Below are 15,281 nucleotides of genomic sequence, written 5' to 3'. Positions count from 1 at the left end.
CGTGCGGTGCCGCCGTGCGCGACCTCTCCCCCACTTCGGCACAACTCAGGCGGGGCAGGCTGGCGTCAATGCGGCCAACTTTCGCGTTGTTAGCGCGGCGTGACCCGGTACCGACGCAGCTCCAACGCCGGGTTCACGCGCCGCACGCGAGCGATCGCGGCCGGGTCGACATGCGCCACGGCCACGTCGGTCGCCGTCCCCACCTGAGCGAGCGTCACGCCCTGCGGGTCGACGATCATCGAGTGCCCGACGCCGAGGGGCGGCGGGTGGTCGGCGGCGGCCACGAAGAACGTGTTCTCGATCGCGCGAGCGGTGAGCAGCGTCTTCCAGTGATGCTCCTTGAGCGGACCGCGCACCCATTCGGCCGGCACCAGCGCGACATCGACGGCCGCGTCGGCGAGCGTGCGGCCAACCTCGGGAAACCGGAGGTCGTAACAGGTCATGAGACCGAATCGCAGCCCGTCGACCTCGAACGTCTGAGGAGGTGCGATCTCGCCCGGCTCGACCCAGTCGGACTCACGCTGACCGAAGGCGTCATACAGGTGGAGCTTCCGATATACGGCCCCAATGCCATCAGCACCCACCGCCACGACAGCATTGCGCACGCGACGACCGTCATCTGCGCGCTCGACCAGTCCCGCGACCACGACGATGTCGAGCTCGGAGGCCAAGGCGGTGAGGGCCTGCACGAAGGGGCCGTCGAGGTCTTCGGCGTTCTCGGCGAGCGATGAATCGAAGGGGTCGACGAAATAGCTGGAGTACTCGGGGAACACGACGACCCGCGCACCTCGAGACGCAGCCGTGCGAGCGGCGTCGGAGACGTCGACCAGATTTCCCTCGCGAGATGCCGACGGGGCGAACTGCGCGACGGCGATGCCGACGGTGTCGTGACTCATCGCGCGCTCTGCCTCCCCCTGCGCCGGACGTACACCGGCACCACGATCCACAGTACGAGGATGATCGCCCCGAGCACGACCCCGGACGCCGCAGCACCACCGAACCCCACGACGACGTCGAACACGAACGCCACGACGCCCACCAGCAGCAGGGACACCAACGCGAGCGCTCCTCGAAGGGCGTTATGCCCGACCCGCACGAGCGCCGGCTTCACCTGCAGGTGAAACACCGCTCGATGAAGCGCCACGGGCGCCAAGGCCACAACCGCGCTGAGCGCCGCGAGACAGATCAGCACCAGGTAGAACACTCGCTGGGCCGAGTCGAGCTCGGCGAAAGACGCTTGGAACGCCAGCGCCAACAAGAAGCCGGTGAGGATCTGCGTACCGGTCTGCAGCACCCGAAGTTCCTGCAGAATCTCGTTCCAGTTGCGGTCGGCACGCTGCGCGGGCGTTTCGGGGCGCCCGTCGTCGAGATCGTCGATATTGCTGCTCACCTGGCCATTCTCTCGCGACACTCCCGGGCGGGGTGCCAGGATTTGCGGCTTCGTTCATCTGTGGGTAATGTTTTCTCTTGTGCCGCGGGGTGGAGCAGCTCGGTAGCTCGCTGGGCTCATAACCCAGAGGTCGTAGGTTCAAATCCTGCCCCCGCAACAAAAAGAAGGCCCCGGATCGCAAGATCCGGGGCCTTCTGCCTTTTCTCGTGCGGGAGTCCGACCATAGGCTCGAGCCACATGCCGAGCGCTGTCGCCCGGAGTGCGTGAGCTCGGGCGACGAGCATCAAGGCGATTCCTGGAGCGCGATGACCCTCCCATCCGATGTTGCGGGAACAACCACCGAGACTGTCGGGTTCTTCGAGGCACCCGCATCAACACTGGCGGAATGGTTCGTCGACTCCACCGCGTCCCGATGGGTGGCGTCTCACTCACGCTGGCCGGACGCCGCCTCCGGCTATGCGGATCTCGCTCCACAACCCGTCCTCTCGCAACGCGCGTTCGTTCCCGTGACGGGAACATGGACGGCGTTGTTTACTAACGGTCCATTAGGAACAGACGTGGGTGTTCTTCCTGAACGAGCAGCACGCGACCTTCGCGTCCGGGGCATTCGCGCCGTCCACATCGCGCGAGGACGCGTCTGGCCGGCGCGCACGCTCGAGGTGAATTCACCGAGTGGCGCGGAATCTGGGGTCACCAGCAGAGTTCTGTATTCGACGAACGACGGCGGCCGATGGCGGTTCTGGAACTCCGGCGAACCGTTCACCTTCGAAGAGTCGGCAGATTACTCCCAGCTACGCAAAAGCGACCGCTTCAACGCGGACACGTTGTCCCGGTGCCTTCGGCATCTCGCGGTACCGATCGATGTCGAGCCAGATTGGCGCGCCGCTTTGGTCGTGCGCAAGGCGTGAGCTCTCGCAGCAGTCTTCACGACCACCATCGAACAACCGCGACGAGACCAGGCCCGGAACTCATGGTGGATGCAGCGGACCGTCGATGAAAACTGTTCATGTTGCCGTTTACCAGCGTCGACATAATGACGAACGTGACAACACTGAACACGCCCAGCCCGCTCCCCAGAGCGCCCCGGTGAGCGGGATCGCCGGAGAATCACCGAACGCAACGGTGGACGGACCCTACCCCGACGGTTCCGCTGAGGAATCGGCTAACGAGACCCGGCAGGGTGACGACATGCTGGTGGTCGTCTTCGCGCTCGATGATGCGTTCGGAACGCTAAGTGACATCGACGCCATGTGGCCTATCGAAGAACTAGCGATCGAGGCAAGCGACGCCTCGGGGCTGGGGTTTCTCGACGGTAACGACATCGGCGCCGGGGAATACGGCGTCTGCTTCTTCGGCAGCGATTGGAAAGCGATGTGGGACCTGCTCAAACCCATCATGCACACCGCACCGGTCCCCATCGACCGCTTGGAAATTTGGCCTCGGGGCGCTTCTGACATGAGCGTGGTCAGCGCCAATGACTAAGGGCCCGGACCTCGGCTCCCTCATTCGCAGCACGCCCAACTCATGGACGGGTGACGGAGTCGACGAGGCGGAAATCGTCGCGGTGGAAGCTGTAGTCGGAGGCCTCCCAGCCGACTACCGCCTCTTCCTCAGTCAGGTCGGATGGGCAGTATTCGCTGCCACCGCCGTGTGGGGCCTCGGAGAAGGCTTTCCTCACGAAAAGTCATTCGTCGAAATGACCCTCGACGAGCGGGCCGATTACGGCCTGCCCGACGACCTCGTCGCCTTTTCAAACAACGGCGCTGGTGACCTGCTGTGTTTCCAGAAAGACAGCTCAGGAACACTGGGAGGATACGTCGTCATACGCCTCCACGAGACGCGTACGACCGAGCCCGAGTCGCCCTCGTTCACCGCCTGGATCCAAGCTTGCGCCGGCGTCGAGCATTCTCGTGACCTGTGACGGGACTTCCCGCCGTGGAGGACGATGCTCGTCGCAGCTGGCGGCATCCGATAGTGCGCGTCGCTCTCCGAGACCACCTGAGCCGAGTGGATGGCGATCGGCGATCGTCGCACGGACGCCTCTTCCCCTGCGTCTGCTGTGGATACGTCACTCTCTCCCAGCGCAACGACAGCTACGAGATCTGCAGTATTTGCTTCTGGGAGGACGAGAAAACAGCCCTCCGATGGCCCCGAGATCCTTCCGGCGGGGCAAATCACGTCTCTCTCAAGCAGGCACAGCGCAATTTCGCCACTTTTCGAGCCTCGGAACGACGGGTCAGACAGTTGGTACGGCCTCCCGGCAACGGCACCCTTCGCGAGCCCGGGTTCCGCCCGCTTGATCCACGACGCGACAGAGTCGAACGCCAGTGGGAGCGACCATGGCGCGATTGGCCGCAACATATCGACGCATTCTACTGGTGGCGCCCGACCTACTGGCTGCGGACAAGGTAATCGCGTGCCGCCAGTTCGTGCGGCCACGACACGACCGCCGTGATGGCGTCCCCGTGGTTAGGGATCATCACCGACCCGCTTCTGCTGCGTCCGCTCTATGGGCGGACGGTGTCGCAACTCGGTGCCACGGCAAGGATCGAGCCCAACCTTCAGAGCGAATTTCTCTGCTGGCTCATCGCCGCCGCCGGGGCGGCGATGACGAGAGCCGCGACGAGCATCAACGCCCCCGTGTCTCCCTGGATACTGAGCACGGTCAACCCCGCCAGGGCGAGGGCGACGACGGCCGTCCAGACGAGCACAATGGCAACAACATTCGTCCAGATCGCACGACCTGTCTCGAACTGCATGTTTTCGTTTCGCATGAGCCCTCATCTCTGAGACGCGGATAAACGACTTGGACGACCTGGAAACAGGATAGAGGCGCACCCGTCCCCCAATTGGGGGACATTGTGCGGCGTGTCGACTTCCCGGTATACGCAGAACGTCACGAGTCGGTGACCCCTGCAACGCACGCACCCTCGCGGGGTGACGCCGCGCGCCCGAGCTCTAAGCCGCAGGAGCCAATCGCCGCCGCCAGCGCAGACCCCGTTACCGGGCGTCCGTCTCCCAGTCCCCCACCCACCAGTCGGCAAGTCCCGCCATACGCTCAGCAACCCGCTTGTGCGCGTCACCGGCCCGCCACGTCTCGAATGCGGACCGGTCCACGAAGCTGCCATCTTCGATGATGATCCGCCCCTTGCGAGTATCGAGCGACATCTCGATGGTCCACGCGGTGACGCCCGGCGCCTTTCCGACCGCGCGCAACTCGTCGATCGCCGCAGACAGTTCCGGGTCCGTGACATCGTCACGGACCCGGAACAACACAACATGTCGGAACATCTATTCGCGAATGGTGTCGACGTGGTCGCGGTACCACGCGACGGTGCGCTCCATGCCTTCTTCGAGCGAGATGGATGCCGTCCACCCCGCCTCAGCGAGCTTGGACACGTCAAGCAACTTCTGCGGGGTCCCGTCGGGCTTGGACGTGTCCCATTCGGTTTCGCCGGTGTACCCGGTGACGCGCGCGATCGTTTCGGCGATCTCCCGGATCGTCACGTCGCTGCCGGTGCCGACGTTGACCTGGTCCGGGCCGTCGTAGTGCTCCATGAGATGCAGGCAGGCATCCGCCATGTCGTCCGCGTGCAGGAACTCACGGCGGGGCGTGCCGGTCCCCCAGTTCGTGACGCTCGCGGCGCCCGAGTGCGCGGCCTCGTCGTAGCGGCGGATGAGCGCCGGCAGCACGTGCGACCCCTTCGGCGAAAAGTTGTCATTGGGACCATACAGGTTGGTCGGCATCGCGCTGATCCACGGCAAGCCGTACTGGCGGCGCACAGCCTGGGTCTGCAAGATGCCGGCGATCTTCGCGATTGCGTAGGCGTCGTTCGTCGGCTCGAGGTGCCCCGTCAGCAGCGAGTCCTCGCGGATGGGCTGCTCGGCGAACTTCGGGTAGATGCAGGACGAGCCGAGGAACAGCACTCGCTCCACGTCGTTGGCGAGGGCGGCATCGAGCACGTTGACCTGAATGCGCATGTTGTCGCTCAAGAAGTCCACGGGATAGGTGGAGTTCGCCAGGATGCCGCCCACCTTTGCCGCAGCCAGCACGACGTACTTCGGCTTCGTCTCCCCCATGTAGGCGAAGACCGCGTCACGGTCCTTCAGGTCGAGTTCTGCCGAGGGCTTGCCCACGACGTTCTCGAATCCCGAGGCCTCGAGCTTGCGCACGATCGCCGACCCAACAAGCCCGCGATGACCCGCAACGTAGAAGGTCGCGTCTCGGTCGAGCTCGCCCGGGGTGTACTGGACTCCGTCGACGGCAGTGCTCACGCGCGCGCTCCGAGCATGTCGCGGTTGCTCCAGGTCGGGAGCGACACCGTGTCGATCCATTCGGAGCCGCGCTCGAGGAGCGTGACGTCGGCGTCGACCATGAGCTTCGCCAGTTCGTCTCCGTGCACCGAGGGCACCCAGCCGAGCTTGTCGGCTGCCTTCGTCGGATCGCCGATGAGGGCGTCGACCTCGGTCGGACGCAGGTAGCGCTCGTCGAACTTCACGAACTCTGCCCAATCGAGGCCGACGTGGCCGAACGAGACCTCGAGGAAGTCCTTGATCGTGTACCCCACGCCGGTGGCGAGCACGAAGTCTTCGGGTGTGTCGGCCTGGAGCATGCGCCACATACCTTCGACGTACTCCGCCGCGTATCCCCAGTCGCGGATGGAGTCGAGGTTGCCGAGGTAGAGGTCCTTCTGCACGCCGGCCTTGATGCGGGCGACCGCGCGCGTGATCTTGCGCGTCACGAACGTCTCACCGCGACGCGGCGACTCGTGGTTGAAAAGGATGCCGTTGACCGCGAACATGTCGTACGCCTCGCGGTAGTTCTTCGTGATCCAGTAGCTGTAAAGCTTGGCGGCCGCGTACGGCGAACGCGGGTAGAACGGGGTCTCCTCGTTCTGCGGCGGCGGTGTCGCGCCGTACAGCTCCGACGTCGATGCTTGGTAGAACTTCGTCTGGATACCGGAGAGGCGAACGGCCTCGAGGAGGCGGATGGTTCCGGTTCCGGTGGTGTCAGCCGTGTGCTCGGGCTCGTCGAACGAGACACGCACGTGCGACTGCGCTGCCAGGTTATAGACCTCGTCCGGGTTGATCTCAGACATGAGTGTCACCAGACGCGCACCGTCGGACAGGTCTCCGTAGTGAAGGAAGAGCTTCGCCTCCGGGTCGTGAGAGTCGACGTAGAGGTGGTCGATGCGGTGAGTGTTGAAGGTCGATGCTCGACGGATGAGTCCGTGAACCTCGTACCCCTTCGAGAGCAGCAGCTCAGCGAGGTACGACCCGTCTTGACCCGTAATGCCGGTGATAAGTGCGCGCTTAGACAACTGATATGCCCCTCGTCGATCCAGATAAAGGTTTCGAGACCCTACGCGGCCGCGAATCGAACGGCAACGGGGTCAAATGGACTTGCGAACCAATGGGCCCGCGCTCCACAGGTCATGGTCTCACGGCGCCAAGAGCTGCCCCTGCAGAACTGCCGTCTTAACACAACGTTCACGCTCAGACGCTAGGCTCGCTGCGCGGCGTCAATGTCGTCGCAGAACGGGGATGAACGTGCAGCTGAGCGTTCTTATGCCAGCGAGGGACGCGGAATCGACGATTGTCACTGCGCTTCGTAGCACCCTTCGGAGCATGCCAGACGACTCTGAGATTCTTGTACTGGACGATGCAAGCCGCGATGGGACTGCGAAAGCGGTCAGGAGTGTGCGGGACAAGAGGATTCGGCTCACTACAAGCTCTAAATCGCTGGGCGTGGCCACCGCTCTGAACGAACTGCTCTCATCATCTGAGGCGGAGTTCATTGCGAGGATGGATGCGGACGACATTTCTTCCCCAATCCGATTCATCCGCCAGAAAAGAACCATAGGTGGGCGCGACGCCATCTTCGCGTCGACAGTCCTCTTTGGTAGCGGCTCACGCCTTCGAGTCACACCGCTAGCGCCATTGAGCCCCGAAGGTTCAATCTTCGCCCTCCTGTTGGGAAACCCGTTCGCGCACTCAACGATGTTTGCCCGCAGACGAGCAGTGGCAGAGGTGTCGGGATACCGTTCGTGCATGGCAGAGGACTACGACCTCTGGATGAGAATGGCAGGGTCGGGGCGTCGGCTGGCACGCGATTGGTCACCCGCAGTTGCCCTACGCCAGCATGCAACCCAAGTCACGGCCGCGGCCGGCTGGGCCGACCGTGCCGCTGCTGAACCCGAGTGGCAAGAATCGTACGGTCAGCTTCTGAGGAAGATACTCCCGGCGTCCGTAGTTTCGACGGTTCACGCTTCCGTCTCCGCGTCTGGTACCCCTGCCAAGAAAGCCGTGGTTATAGCACCCCTGCTCCGTGAGCATATGCAGAAGCTGTCCACGCTAGACCGACTGTCGATTCGTCTCCTAGCCCGACGCGAGGGCGTCATCCTGTGAAGAGCGCAGAGCTGATTCCTCGGACAGTCTTATTCGCCTACCCGTACGCGGAAGACGGGCGCGATGCCGTTTCGCGTTACATCACCGACCTGCGCGACGGACTCGAATCCGAAGGCCTCAAATCCCGCGTTGTCGCCCTGAGGAAGGAGCAGCTCCGACTCGAGGCCGGGCGTTTTGCCCGTCTGACCCGAATCGCAAACCAAATTGCGTTCTATGCTCAATTGGCCGCCACCATCCTCGTGGCACCAAAACCAGTCACCGTCGTCACCGTGGACGTGCCTTCAGCAATCGGTCTGGTCCCTCAGGCAATCAAACGTATAACAGGTAATCGCGTTCGCGACATCTCGTGGGTGATGGACCTGTACCGTCTACGTGGCGGAGTGCACCCCCCTGAAGCTGATGAACCGCGTTCCGTCCGGGCGCGGTGGGAGTTGAAGAGCCTGCGAGATGCAAGCGTCGTGGTGACTATCGGCAACTGCATGCGGCGGTTGCTCGATCAGCATGACGTCACGGACGTACTCACAGTTCCAATCTGGACGACCCAAGGACCTCTTGACGACGGTCATATTCGAGCCGACGGCCCTCTGCGACTTCTATACAGCGGATCCGCCCGCGAGATTCATCCTTTGGGTGACCTGCTCCAAGCCGTCGCGCAGTTGCAGGCGCTTGTAGAACTTCGAATTGTGGGCCGAGGTAGCGAGATTGACGCGGCCGCCGCATTTGCGCAAGCGAATGGACTGACCAACGTCGTCGTGACGGGTCTGGTTCCAGAGGATGAACTAAACCAGCAGTACGCCGCCGCCGACGTCCACGTTGTAAGCCTGGCATCTTCGGCCACAGGTACCTGCGTTCCGTCCAAGACCTACTCAGCCATGGGCGCCGGCCGGGCCGTGCTCTACATAGGTGACGCGTCTGGACAAGCAGCTCGCGATGTCCGAGCATCGCGGGGCGGCGTGGTCGTGACCGCAAATACAGCGTGCATCCTGTCGGCGCTGCAGAGGCTTGCGCGAGATCGGTCAGAAGTGCGCGCCATGAGCTTGCGCGCAGCGGAGTTCGCCCACCGAGATCGCAGTCGGTCAACTGCGGCCGCGCGCTGGTCGCAAATTCTGCGCGGATCAACTAAGTAACCATCGCGCGCGCTTCAGCAAAACTCCGCGCCTTAGCTACCGCCGCCCCCGACCCCTCAAGCCAGGAATCGATGTAGCCGTGGACTTTCCCGTAGGAATTGTCGACAGCGACAACCGAGCGTCCGATCTGCAGCCCCAAAAGCATCGCGTGCAAGCGGTCCGTGATGATGGTCTCGCCGACGGCGATCAGATCGACTCCTCTGCGCACGCGTCCCTCGGCCAATCGGCGCCAGCCGCCAGCAGACTTGTTCATGATCGCGCTCCCGCGCGGAAGGTGACGAGCCCGATTGCGGACTTTTCGCCGCAGGTCGTCGCCGCACGGTTCCTTCAACCAGTCCATAGTCGCTTCAAAGGGAGAGCTGTCTGATCCGACTTCCCCGTCGGTCCGAGCAAGGACGACGAATGATTGGGTCGCTGGAGGCGCCTCGATACCACCTAAGAAATGCACCGAATCAGGAGCCAGCACGGAAGCGATACCGTAATCAGCGAGCTGCCGACTCGTTGCTCGGTCACGTGCACCGATGCGATAGTTCTCTCTCGACCGAACATTGCGCACGAAGGATTCGAGGTCAGCAGCCGATGAAAAGTGAGCAGTTTGCGGCGCTTGGATAAGGAGTCTGTCCTTTGGGGTCTGCGTGAAGACCTCATGCCGGTGAGCGGACACATCAGGGTAAAGGCCCCCGAGGTTACCGCCGCCGTGAGCCAACACAGCGTCGCCTAGCTTCAGGCGCGCGGGGTCGTGCGTCCCTATTGTCTGCACGCTCTCTACTGCTATGCCTCGTACACGAAGATATTCGAGCAGACCGACCGCTATCGCGCTGTCGCCCACGTTCGCGTGGTCAGGAAAGTCCACGTACGACACCGACTTCACTCCGTGCAGCAGCCGGTCGAAAGCTGCGCTCGCCACCGAGCTCATATGGTTCACATAGTGATTTGACATCGACTGCCTCTCACGAGGGTGGGGGGACCCAGGACTGGAGTGCTAGAATGTGTGGGAACTTGACAGACGGCCCGCGACGCAGGAGATAGAATCCGAAACTTGCTTTGGGCTCTGGTGGAACGTGTACTCCCCCGCGCCTCAAGCGCCCTCGTTGCTATTCTTCTAGCTTACGCAACTTCGCCTGACATTGTCGGCATTTACACGTGGTTGACCCTCGGCGTAACGCTCTACCTCTCTGTGGCAGACGGGGCAGCCAGGCAAGTAGCAGTTTTAGCGTGGCGGTCGTCGACCGGGTTGGACCTCATAAGACGCTATGGGCGCATAGCCGGGCCATCCGGGCTAATCGTTTTGTCGCTGGTGGCGGTCACCGTCGGAGCGCTTTCCGGCCGCTGGGACCTGATCGCCTCAGCGAGTCCTATTGTTTTTGTACCGCTAGTCAATGTGCGGTCTGTAAGAGCAACTGCGCTGATGCAGGTGTCTGGACAGTGGCGCTCGCTCGCTCTCATCCAGTCGATTGCCGCCGCGACCTCACTGGTAGCCTCGGTCCCGCTCATGCTCGCTACGGCGTCTCTACTCGGTCCGGCGTTACAGCTATTCCTCACAGAGGCGATCTTCACAATTCTCGTTCGCCGAAGGGTGAGCCTGACAGGATTGAACAAACGCGCAGCCGGCCTGACCGAGGGAGAACGCTTAGGTGGGGCGTTTGCTCACCTCTCAGCGCAGGCTGCGCTGGGGTGGGTGCAAGGCCAAGCAGATCGCCTTCTCCTGGGAGGGTTCGCCGGCACGAGCGCCTTGGGGTCGTACTCCCTGGCCCTCGCCATCGGCAGGAACCCTGGCGACGCTGTGTCAATGGCAACAGCAAATGTGGCCCGCTCCGCGGTCGTCGACGAAGCCAGCCTTGAGGATGCTAGAGCAGTACTAGACAAACTATTAATACGGGCCCTGGCGGCAACCGCCGTGCTGGTCACTCTGCTGATCCTCGCGGTCCAGTTAATTTTGCCAATGTTCCTCAACACCGACCTGTGGGGCCGATCCATTGCCGCCGCAGGCCCGATCCTACTAAGCATGATAATAACTGTCTATGCCTGGTCAGTCAGCCCTGTCCTCGTTCAATTTGGCTACGGAAAAGCGCTGACCTACATAAAGCTCGTGGGCCTCGCGTTCGCACCTGCCGTGGCCATCGGCGCTGTGTGGGATCTGCAAATAGCTGCTTGGTTAGTGCTGGGCCGAGAAATAGCGATGCTACTAGCGTCAGTTGCGATCTGCCCCAGGGCAGCGCCGAGAAAAGCTCTCATCCTGTCAATCTGCCTGACACTCTTCGGCTCGGTACTACTCGAAGCCTGGGCCCTCGTGCGATGAATTTCGACTCGGGTAAATCCGAGATCGTGGCGCGCGCGCCACGCCCCCGGCGGGAACGTCGGATGTAACGAGCGCGTGCGCACCGATCATCGCTCCAGCTCCGATACGGACTCCCCCAAGCACCGTCGCGCCAACCCCAAAAACGACATTATCCTCGACGATCGGGCAAGGGCCTCCAGGAATTGCCTGCCCTATCGTAACGTTGTGCCGCAGCACCACGTTGGAGCCGATACGCGACGCGTCGTGAATAACGGTCCCATAACCATGGAAGATCGTAAGACCCGGCCCAATTTTTGTCCTCGGGCGAATCTCTATTCCCAACACTACTTCAGCGCAGAATCGGTGAATCGCTGTAGCCCCATAAGCGAGTAAGCGAGGCGCCCGGCTTGACATACGCAGGAGATGTGCGAGGCGGAAAGTCGTCAAAACAAGCTGAGCCTTGAGGTCCCCTCGGTTGGCCGAGTAATCCGCGCGGAGGGTGGAGAACAGGGAGAACTCCTCAAACCGATCTTTCTGATTCAAGACAGTTCCCCTCCTCGAGGACAGATGCCCACTCCTGATTAAAACGCGCAGGACTCAGATGTTGATCGAAATGCGCCTGTGCCGCGAGTGAGAGTCGACTCAACTCACTTCGATCCTCATGCATTCTGCGAACGAACCCAGCTAGTTCATGTACAGCCGCCGGAGAAGCAACGAAAGCGTGCTCCTTCGATGCAACGTCTGCAACCCCGCCAACGTCGTACGCCGCGACGACCACACCGTTGGCCATTGCTTCGACGATGGTGAGTGGTTGAGCTTCAAATTCATACACGCTGGGGAAAACCAGTACGTCTGTGCTTTCCAGGATGCGCGCCATGTGCCGCTCGTTGGAGACATGCCCTCGGAGGGTCAACTGCTCCGAACCTAAAGCAGAGACGCGAGCTTCAACCTCGCTATGGAACGCCGCGTCAGCCGCTGCCCCGTAGATCTCAAATCGGATTGGAAAGCCCTCGCTGATCAGAATTTCCGCCAGATGAATGAAGTCGATCACCCCCTTGGCAGGGATGAGATTGGAAATGTAGCGAACCGTAAGCGGTTCGTTGAGTACGTCGCTGATTCGACGACGGGCCGGCGTTCTAGTTGTGTTTGCAACAAAACGAACGGGCGTGTCCCCAGCCACGCCCCGCAGGTCAGCTCCCAACCGGGGGCCGAGCGTCACGACGGCCCGAGCGCCGTCGAACGTGAATCGCGCAAGTGATCTCAGCAATTTGCCCTGCTCGCTCAGGTGTTGCCAGCCAGACGTATGCACGTAAAGAATCCGAGGCGTCTTCGTCAGTCTGAGCACGCCTGTGAGGAGGACATCCACTAGGAAGGAGAATGTCCTGTTTGTGACGAAGAAAATCACAACGTCAGGACGCCGCACCGTCACGGCGCTCAGCAGACGTACAGGCATCCACACCGCTGAACCCATCTTGCGAAGGGAAAAGCGGCCCACTTCGCTGACAGATTTGCTGAAGCGCCTCTCAACAACTTCCACATCATGACCCATCTCCTTCAGAGAGCGAAATAGGTGCTCGGTCATGATGGTAGATCCATGGCGCGGTGGCGGCAGTTGGCTAATTAATGTAACGCGCACGTTTCAATCTCGCCATCGAATCATTGTGGCCCAGATGAAGCGCATATTCCCGAATACGTAGCGCTTCCAAAGACGTCGGGGCTCTTTCATGAGCCTATACATCCATTCCAGTCCCGTTCCCCGCAGCCAGGCTGGGGCTTCGACAACGCTCCCCGCGACAAAATCGAACGCTGCGCCGACATTCACAATCGGAATGTCGAGGACGTGCGCGAGTCGCGTCCCCAGAATGTCTTGTTTTGGAGTGCCCAAGCCAAGCCAAAGGATGTCAGGATCCGCTTCTCGTACAATTTGCGCGCATAGATTCACGTACTGATCGTCAACTTCAGCGAAAGGCGGCGAGTACGCGCCTGCAATCTTCACTCCCCGGTACTGGTTACGGACATTCTGAGTCAGCGAATGAAGCACCTGCTCCGTGCTGCCTAGAAAGAAATGGCCAAGGTCTCCGCTTCGGGTACTCTCGAGCGACGCTCGGAAAAGAGACGGCCCCCGCACCTGTTCCGCCGAGGGGCGCTTCCTCCGGATGCGTAAGGCCCATGCCACGGGAGATCCATCTGGCAAGTTGATGCCTCGGTCATCTGCCAAGATTGCGGCATATGCGCTCGACTTGCTTGCCAGCGCGATGTTGTAAGCGTTCGCCAAACGTAGATTGATTCCAACTCCGCCAAATGCGAGATCATGCGTGAGCCAACGACTGACCTGCTCGACGTCAGCTCGCACGAAAACAATGCCGCCCACAGAGTCCGTTTCGAACCTCATCAGAGCCATACCACCATTTCAGTCGGGGTTCGGCGGTCGACTGGAGCCGTCTCGCACGTCGTGTAGGTGTTCGCGCTGAAGAGTACCAGCATCGGAGCGGCGAGACCCTGCACGCCTACCCCCATCAGGCGAGGAAGGAGCCCAGAAATCCGACAGCAAGAAAGACGGCGTTGTAAACGACGTGTGCGAGGACTGCTCCCCACAGCCGGCCAGTCAGAAGGACAATACCGGAGCAGGTCATCGAAAGTAAGAAGAGCCCGAGCCCGTCAACAAGAGTGATGGTCTGGAACGCCGCATGGGTCAAGACGAATGTCGCGGTCGAGAACAACGCTGCGGATGCCCCCGCAGAGGCCGCTCCGATGGATCTTCTGAGCAATTGGTATACGACGACGAGTACCACGCCCCGAAAGAATAATTCCTCCACGACAGGGCCAAGGGCACCCGCCATCAGCGTTGAAGCGCCGAACCCGAGACTGGTTTCTGCGGACGGAAACGACGTTGAGTTGGCGCCGCTCGCAATTCCTTGAACGAGACGCAGCGCGACGCCGAGGCCAACTCCCCAGAGAAAGTCCTGCGGCTTGAGCGTCAGAAGGTTCGCTGGCCGTGATCGCAGAAATGCGTACAGAACGGCAGCGACGAGACCCAACCAGAGGACGGCTGTTGAGATTGTCGATGGGTGCGGCGCGGATACGTGGGCCGCCAAGGTACCCCCGACGATACCCATTCCCAGGCCCGTCAATGCAACAACTAAAACGCGGAGGTCCCATCGGTTGATGGCGCGTCCGCCCATCCGCCAATCCTTCCGCCGTCGCCGACGTGCGCCCGCGGGCGCTCGCTGACTATTCTCAACGCGTTCAGCACCTGGAAGTTCCCAAGAGTCACCCTGGCTGCTGGCATTACGCTCATCGTGCACGTCGCCAACCTAGCCGCCCACAATGCTCCTGCCCCAGGCGAGCGGATCGAGGATCTCCTCTGTGCTCAAAATTTTGACCGTGTGCACCGGCAACGTGTGCCGGTCCCCGCTCGCCGCGCTAGTACTCGCGCAGCGGCTGTCTGAGCTCGACGTACAGATCTCGAGTTCCGGCACGAGATCACGACCCGGACTGCCAATGACTTCCGAAGCGCAGAAGATCGCGGTCGAACTGGGGGCGTCGCCGGAAGCGGCCTCGACCCACGTGTCCAGATTCTTGGACACGACGCAACTCCGTTCTGCTGATTTCGTCATTGCTATGGCTCGAAACCACAGGCGTGCGATCGTGCAACTGGACCCCTCGCTTTCGCGCACAACCTTCACGCTGCGGGAGTTGGATCGCCTGGTGGCACTCACCGACAGTGATGAGCTCGTGATGCCAGGAAAGCCTGAGGGCCTAGAAAACCCCCAGGCCGCTCTTATGCGGATGCTTGCTCACGTTGCCAGCCGGCGAGGAATCGCTCCCCCGCCCGACTCGCCTGACGACGACGACGTTGTCGATCCTTACGGACGATCCCGGCGCACGTACGCAATGTCCGGTGTACAGGTGGCGCGCGCGTTGCCCTCAGTCGAGAGGCTAGTTCGCCTAGCACTAGCAACTTGAAACAGGTTGGCGCGTCGGGCGTTTTTGCCATCGCAAAATGTCGAAGTGAGCGACTTCAGGTTGGCGCAACACCGTCTCCTAACCGGCCCGAAACAATCCATGTGTCAGACTG

19 protein-coding genes and 1 tRNA gene are annotated in these 15,281 nt (G+C 61.7%); 9 read left to right on the top strand and 11 right to left on the bottom strand.

Features of this window, described 5'->3' with window-relative positions; translation table 11 throughout:
- Nucleotides 1-89 precede the first annotated feature (89 nt).
- A complete protein-coding gene (locus ASE56_RS13105; RefSeq protein ID WP_056230554.1) occupies nucleotides 90-896 on the bottom strand; it encodes a carbon-nitrogen hydrolase family protein in 807 nt (268 codons plus the stop codon).
- The gene (locus ASE56_RS13100; RefSeq protein ID WP_156371722.1) at nucleotides 893-1,390 is read right to left on the bottom strand and encodes a DUF6328 family protein; all 498 of its coding nucleotides are present in this window, start codon (nucleotides 1,388-1,390) and stop codon (nucleotides 893-895) included. Before ASE56_RS13100 ends, ASE56_RS13105 begins: the two co-directional genes overlap by 4 nt.
- An 83-nt stretch (nucleotides 1,391-1,473) precedes the next feature.
- On the opposite strand from ASE56_RS13100, the gene ASE56_RS13095 reads away from it, so the two are divergent.
- The 5 genes from ASE56_RS13095 (at nucleotide 1,474) to ASE56_RS18060 (ending at nucleotide 3,802) form a co-directional block, all read left to right on the top strand.
- Nucleotides 1,474-1,547, top strand: a tRNA-Met gene (locus ASE56_RS13095).
- A gap of 106 nt (nucleotides 1,548-1,653) precedes the next feature.
- On the top strand, nucleotides 1,654-2,298 hold the full coding sequence (locus ASE56_RS17050; RefSeq protein WP_156371721.1) for a hypothetical protein: 645 nt from the start codon (nucleotides 1,654-1,656) through the stop codon (nucleotides 2,296-2,298).
- Between the two features lie 178 nt (nucleotides 2,299-2,476).
- Nucleotides 2,477-2,872, top strand: coding sequence for a hypothetical protein (locus ASE56_RS13090; RefSeq protein ID WP_162234516.1), 396 nt, complete (start codon nucleotides 2,477-2,479; stop codon nucleotides 2,870-2,872).
- Nucleotides 2,865-3,311, top strand: coding sequence for an SMI1/KNR4 family protein (locus ASE56_RS16675; protein ID WP_082450648.1), 447 nt, complete (start codon nucleotides 2,865-2,867; stop codon nucleotides 3,309-3,311). Before ASE56_RS13090 ends, ASE56_RS16675 begins: the two co-directional genes overlap by 8 nt.
- Nucleotides 3,308-3,802 carry a CPCC family cysteine-rich protein gene (locus ASE56_RS18060; protein WP_082450645.1) on the top strand — a complete coding sequence of 165 codons (495 nt, stop codon included), beginning with the start codon at nucleotides 3,308-3,310 and terminating at the stop codon, nucleotides 3,800-3,802. The genes ASE56_RS16675 and ASE56_RS18060 overlap by 4 nt, the downstream gene beginning before the upstream one ends.
- Before the next feature lie 149 nt (nucleotides 3,803-3,951).
- Here ASE56_RS18060 and ASE56_RS13080 read toward each other — a convergent pair whose 3' ends face one another.
- From ASE56_RS13080 to gmd, 4 genes are all read right to left on the bottom strand, one after another.
- On the bottom strand, nucleotides 3,952-4,164 hold the full coding sequence (locus tag ASE56_RS13080) for a hypothetical protein (RefSeq protein ID WP_156371719.1): 213 nt from the start codon (nucleotides 4,162-4,164) through the stop codon (nucleotides 3,952-3,954).
- 226 nt (nucleotides 4,165-4,390) lie between these two features.
- Entirely contained in the window at nucleotides 4,391-4,681 is a 291-nt protein-coding gene (locus ASE56_RS13075) for a Dabb family protein (protein WP_056230546.1), read from the bottom strand.
- On the bottom strand, nucleotides 4,682-5,665 hold the full coding sequence (locus ASE56_RS13070; protein ID WP_056230544.1) for a GDP-L-fucose synthase: 984 nt from the start codon (nucleotides 5,663-5,665) through the stop codon (nucleotides 4,682-4,684).
- Nucleotides 5,662-6,711: a GDP-mannose 4,6-dehydratase gene (gmd, locus tag ASE56_RS13065; protein ID WP_056230542.1), complete on the bottom strand. Its 1,050-nt coding sequence runs from the start codon at nucleotides 6,709-6,711 to the stop codon at nucleotides 5,662-5,664. Before gmd ends, ASE56_RS13070 begins: the two co-directional genes overlap by 4 nt.
- A 76-nt stretch (nucleotides 6,712-6,787) precedes the next feature.
- On the opposite strand from gmd, the gene ASE56_RS16665 reads away from it, so the two are divergent.
- Both ASE56_RS16665 and ASE56_RS17045 read left to right on the top strand, forming a co-directional pair.
- Nucleotides 6,788-7,798, top strand: a complete 1,011-nt coding sequence (locus ASE56_RS16665; protein ID WP_082450640.1) for a glycosyltransferase — start codon at nucleotides 6,788-6,790, stop codon at nucleotides 7,796-7,798.
- Entirely contained in the window at nucleotides 7,795-8,925 is a 1,131-nt protein-coding gene (locus tag ASE56_RS17045; RefSeq protein ID WP_156371718.1) for a glycosyltransferase, read from the top strand. The genes ASE56_RS16665 and ASE56_RS17045 overlap by 4 nt, the downstream gene beginning before the upstream one ends.
- On the opposite strand, the gene ASE56_RS16660 is transcribed toward ASE56_RS17045, so the two are convergent.
- Nucleotides 8,918-9,841 (bottom strand): polysaccharide pyruvyl transferase family protein, encoded by a 924-nt coding sequence (locus ASE56_RS16660; RefSeq protein WP_235557020.1) that lies wholly within the window; start codon nucleotides 9,839-9,841, stop codon nucleotides 8,918-8,920. The genes ASE56_RS17045 and ASE56_RS16660 overlap by 8 nt on opposite strands.
- Nucleotides 9,842-9,964: 123 nt before the next feature.
- Here ASE56_RS16660 and ASE56_RS17040 point away from each other — a divergent pair, with 123 nt between their 5' ends.
- Nucleotides 9,965-11,224 carry an oligosaccharide flippase family protein gene (locus ASE56_RS17040; protein ID WP_156371717.1) on the top strand — a complete coding sequence of 420 codons (1,260 nt, stop codon included), beginning with the start codon at nucleotides 9,965-9,967 and terminating at the stop codon, nucleotides 11,222-11,224.
- On the opposite strand, the gene ASE56_RS18055 is transcribed toward ASE56_RS17040, so the two are convergent.
- From ASE56_RS18055 to ASE56_RS13055, 4 genes are all read right to left on the bottom strand, one after another.
- Nucleotides 11,195-11,617, bottom strand: coding sequence for a serine acetyltransferase (locus ASE56_RS18055; RefSeq protein ID WP_082450634.1), 423 nt, complete (start codon nucleotides 11,615-11,617; stop codon nucleotides 11,195-11,197). The two genes, ASE56_RS17040 and ASE56_RS18055, sit on opposite strands and share 30 nt — an antisense overlap.
- Nucleotides 11,618-11,723: 106 nt before the next feature.
- On the bottom strand, nucleotides 11,724-12,785 hold the full coding sequence (locus tag ASE56_RS16650) for a glycosyltransferase family 4 protein (RefSeq protein ID WP_082450631.1): 1,062 nt from the start codon (nucleotides 12,783-12,785) through the stop codon (nucleotides 11,724-11,726).
- 57 nt (nucleotides 12,786-12,842) lie between these two features.
- A complete protein-coding gene (locus ASE56_RS16645) occupies nucleotides 12,843-13,595 on the bottom strand; it encodes a WecB/TagA/CpsF family glycosyltransferase (RefSeq protein ID WP_162234514.1) in 753 nt (250 codons plus the stop codon).
- Between the two features lie 124 nt (nucleotides 13,596-13,719).
- Nucleotides 13,720-14,385, bottom strand: coding sequence for a CPBP family intramembrane glutamic endopeptidase (locus ASE56_RS13055; RefSeq protein ID WP_056230539.1), 666 nt, complete (start codon nucleotides 14,383-14,385; stop codon nucleotides 13,720-13,722).
- A 145-nt stretch (nucleotides 14,386-14,530) separates the two neighbouring features.
- On the opposite strand from ASE56_RS13055, the gene ASE56_RS16640 reads away from it, so the two are divergent.
- Nucleotides 14,531-15,169, top strand: a complete 639-nt coding sequence (locus tag ASE56_RS16640; RefSeq protein WP_082450625.1) for a hypothetical protein — start codon at nucleotides 14,531-14,533, stop codon at nucleotides 15,167-15,169.
- Nucleotides 15,170-15,281: the final 112 nt, after the last annotated feature.

The organism is Microbacterium sp. Leaf203, assembly GCF_001421275.1.
Classification (GTDB): domain Bacteria; phylum Actinomycetota; class Actinomycetes; order Actinomycetales; family Microbacteriaceae; genus Microbacterium; species Microbacterium testaceum_A.
This window is presented reverse-complemented; position numbering and strand designations above follow the sequence as displayed.

What these genes read in the sequence shown, in the direction of transcription:
- ASE56_RS13105 (WP_056230554.1), bottom strand. Translation starts at nt 896, where the DNA reads ATGAGTCACGACACCGTCGGCATCGCCGTCGCGCAGTTCGCCCCGTCG.
- ASE56_RS16675 (WP_082450648.1), top strand. Translation starts at nt 2,865, where the DNA reads ATGACTAAGGGCCCGGACCTCGGCTCCCTCATTCGCAGCACGCCCAAC.
- ASE56_RS13080 (WP_156371719.1), bottom strand. Translation starts at nt 4,164, where the DNA reads ATGCGAAACGAAAACATGCAGTTCGAGACAGGTCGTGCGATCTGGACG.
- ASE56_RS13075 (WP_056230546.1), bottom strand. Translation starts at nt 4,681, where the DNA reads ATGTTCCGACATGTTGTGTTGTTCCGGGTCCGTGACGATGTCACGGAC.
- ASE56_RS16665 (WP_082450640.1), top strand. Translation starts at nt 6,788, where the DNA reads ATGGACTTGCGAACCAATGGGCCCGCGCTCCACAGGTCATGGTCTCAC.
- ASE56_RS16660 (WP_235557020.1), bottom strand. Translation starts at nt 9,841, where the DNA reads ATGAGCTCGGTGGCGAGCGCAGCTTTCGACCGGCTGCTGCACGGAGTG.
- ASE56_RS18055 (WP_082450634.1), bottom strand. Translation starts at nt 11,617, where the DNA reads ATGTCAAGCCGGGCGCCTCGCTTACTCGCTTATGGGGCTACAGCGATT.
- ASE56_RS16650 (WP_082450631.1), bottom strand. Translation starts at nt 12,785, where the DNA reads ATGACCGAGCACCTATTTCGCTCTCTGAAGGAGATGGGTCATGATGTG.
- ASE56_RS16645 (WP_162234514.1), bottom strand. Translation starts at nt 13,595, where the DNA reads ATGAGGTTCGAAACGGACTCTGTGGGCGGCATTGTTTTCGTGCGAGCT.
- ASE56_RS13055 (WP_056230539.1), bottom strand. Translation starts at nt 14,385, where the DNA reads ATGGGCGGACGCGCCATCAACCGATGGGACCTCCGCGTTTTAGTTGTT.
- ASE56_RS16640 (WP_082450625.1), top strand. Translation starts at nt 14,531, where the DNA reads ATGCTCCTGCCCCAGGCGAGCGGATCGAGGATCTCCTCTGTGCTCAAA.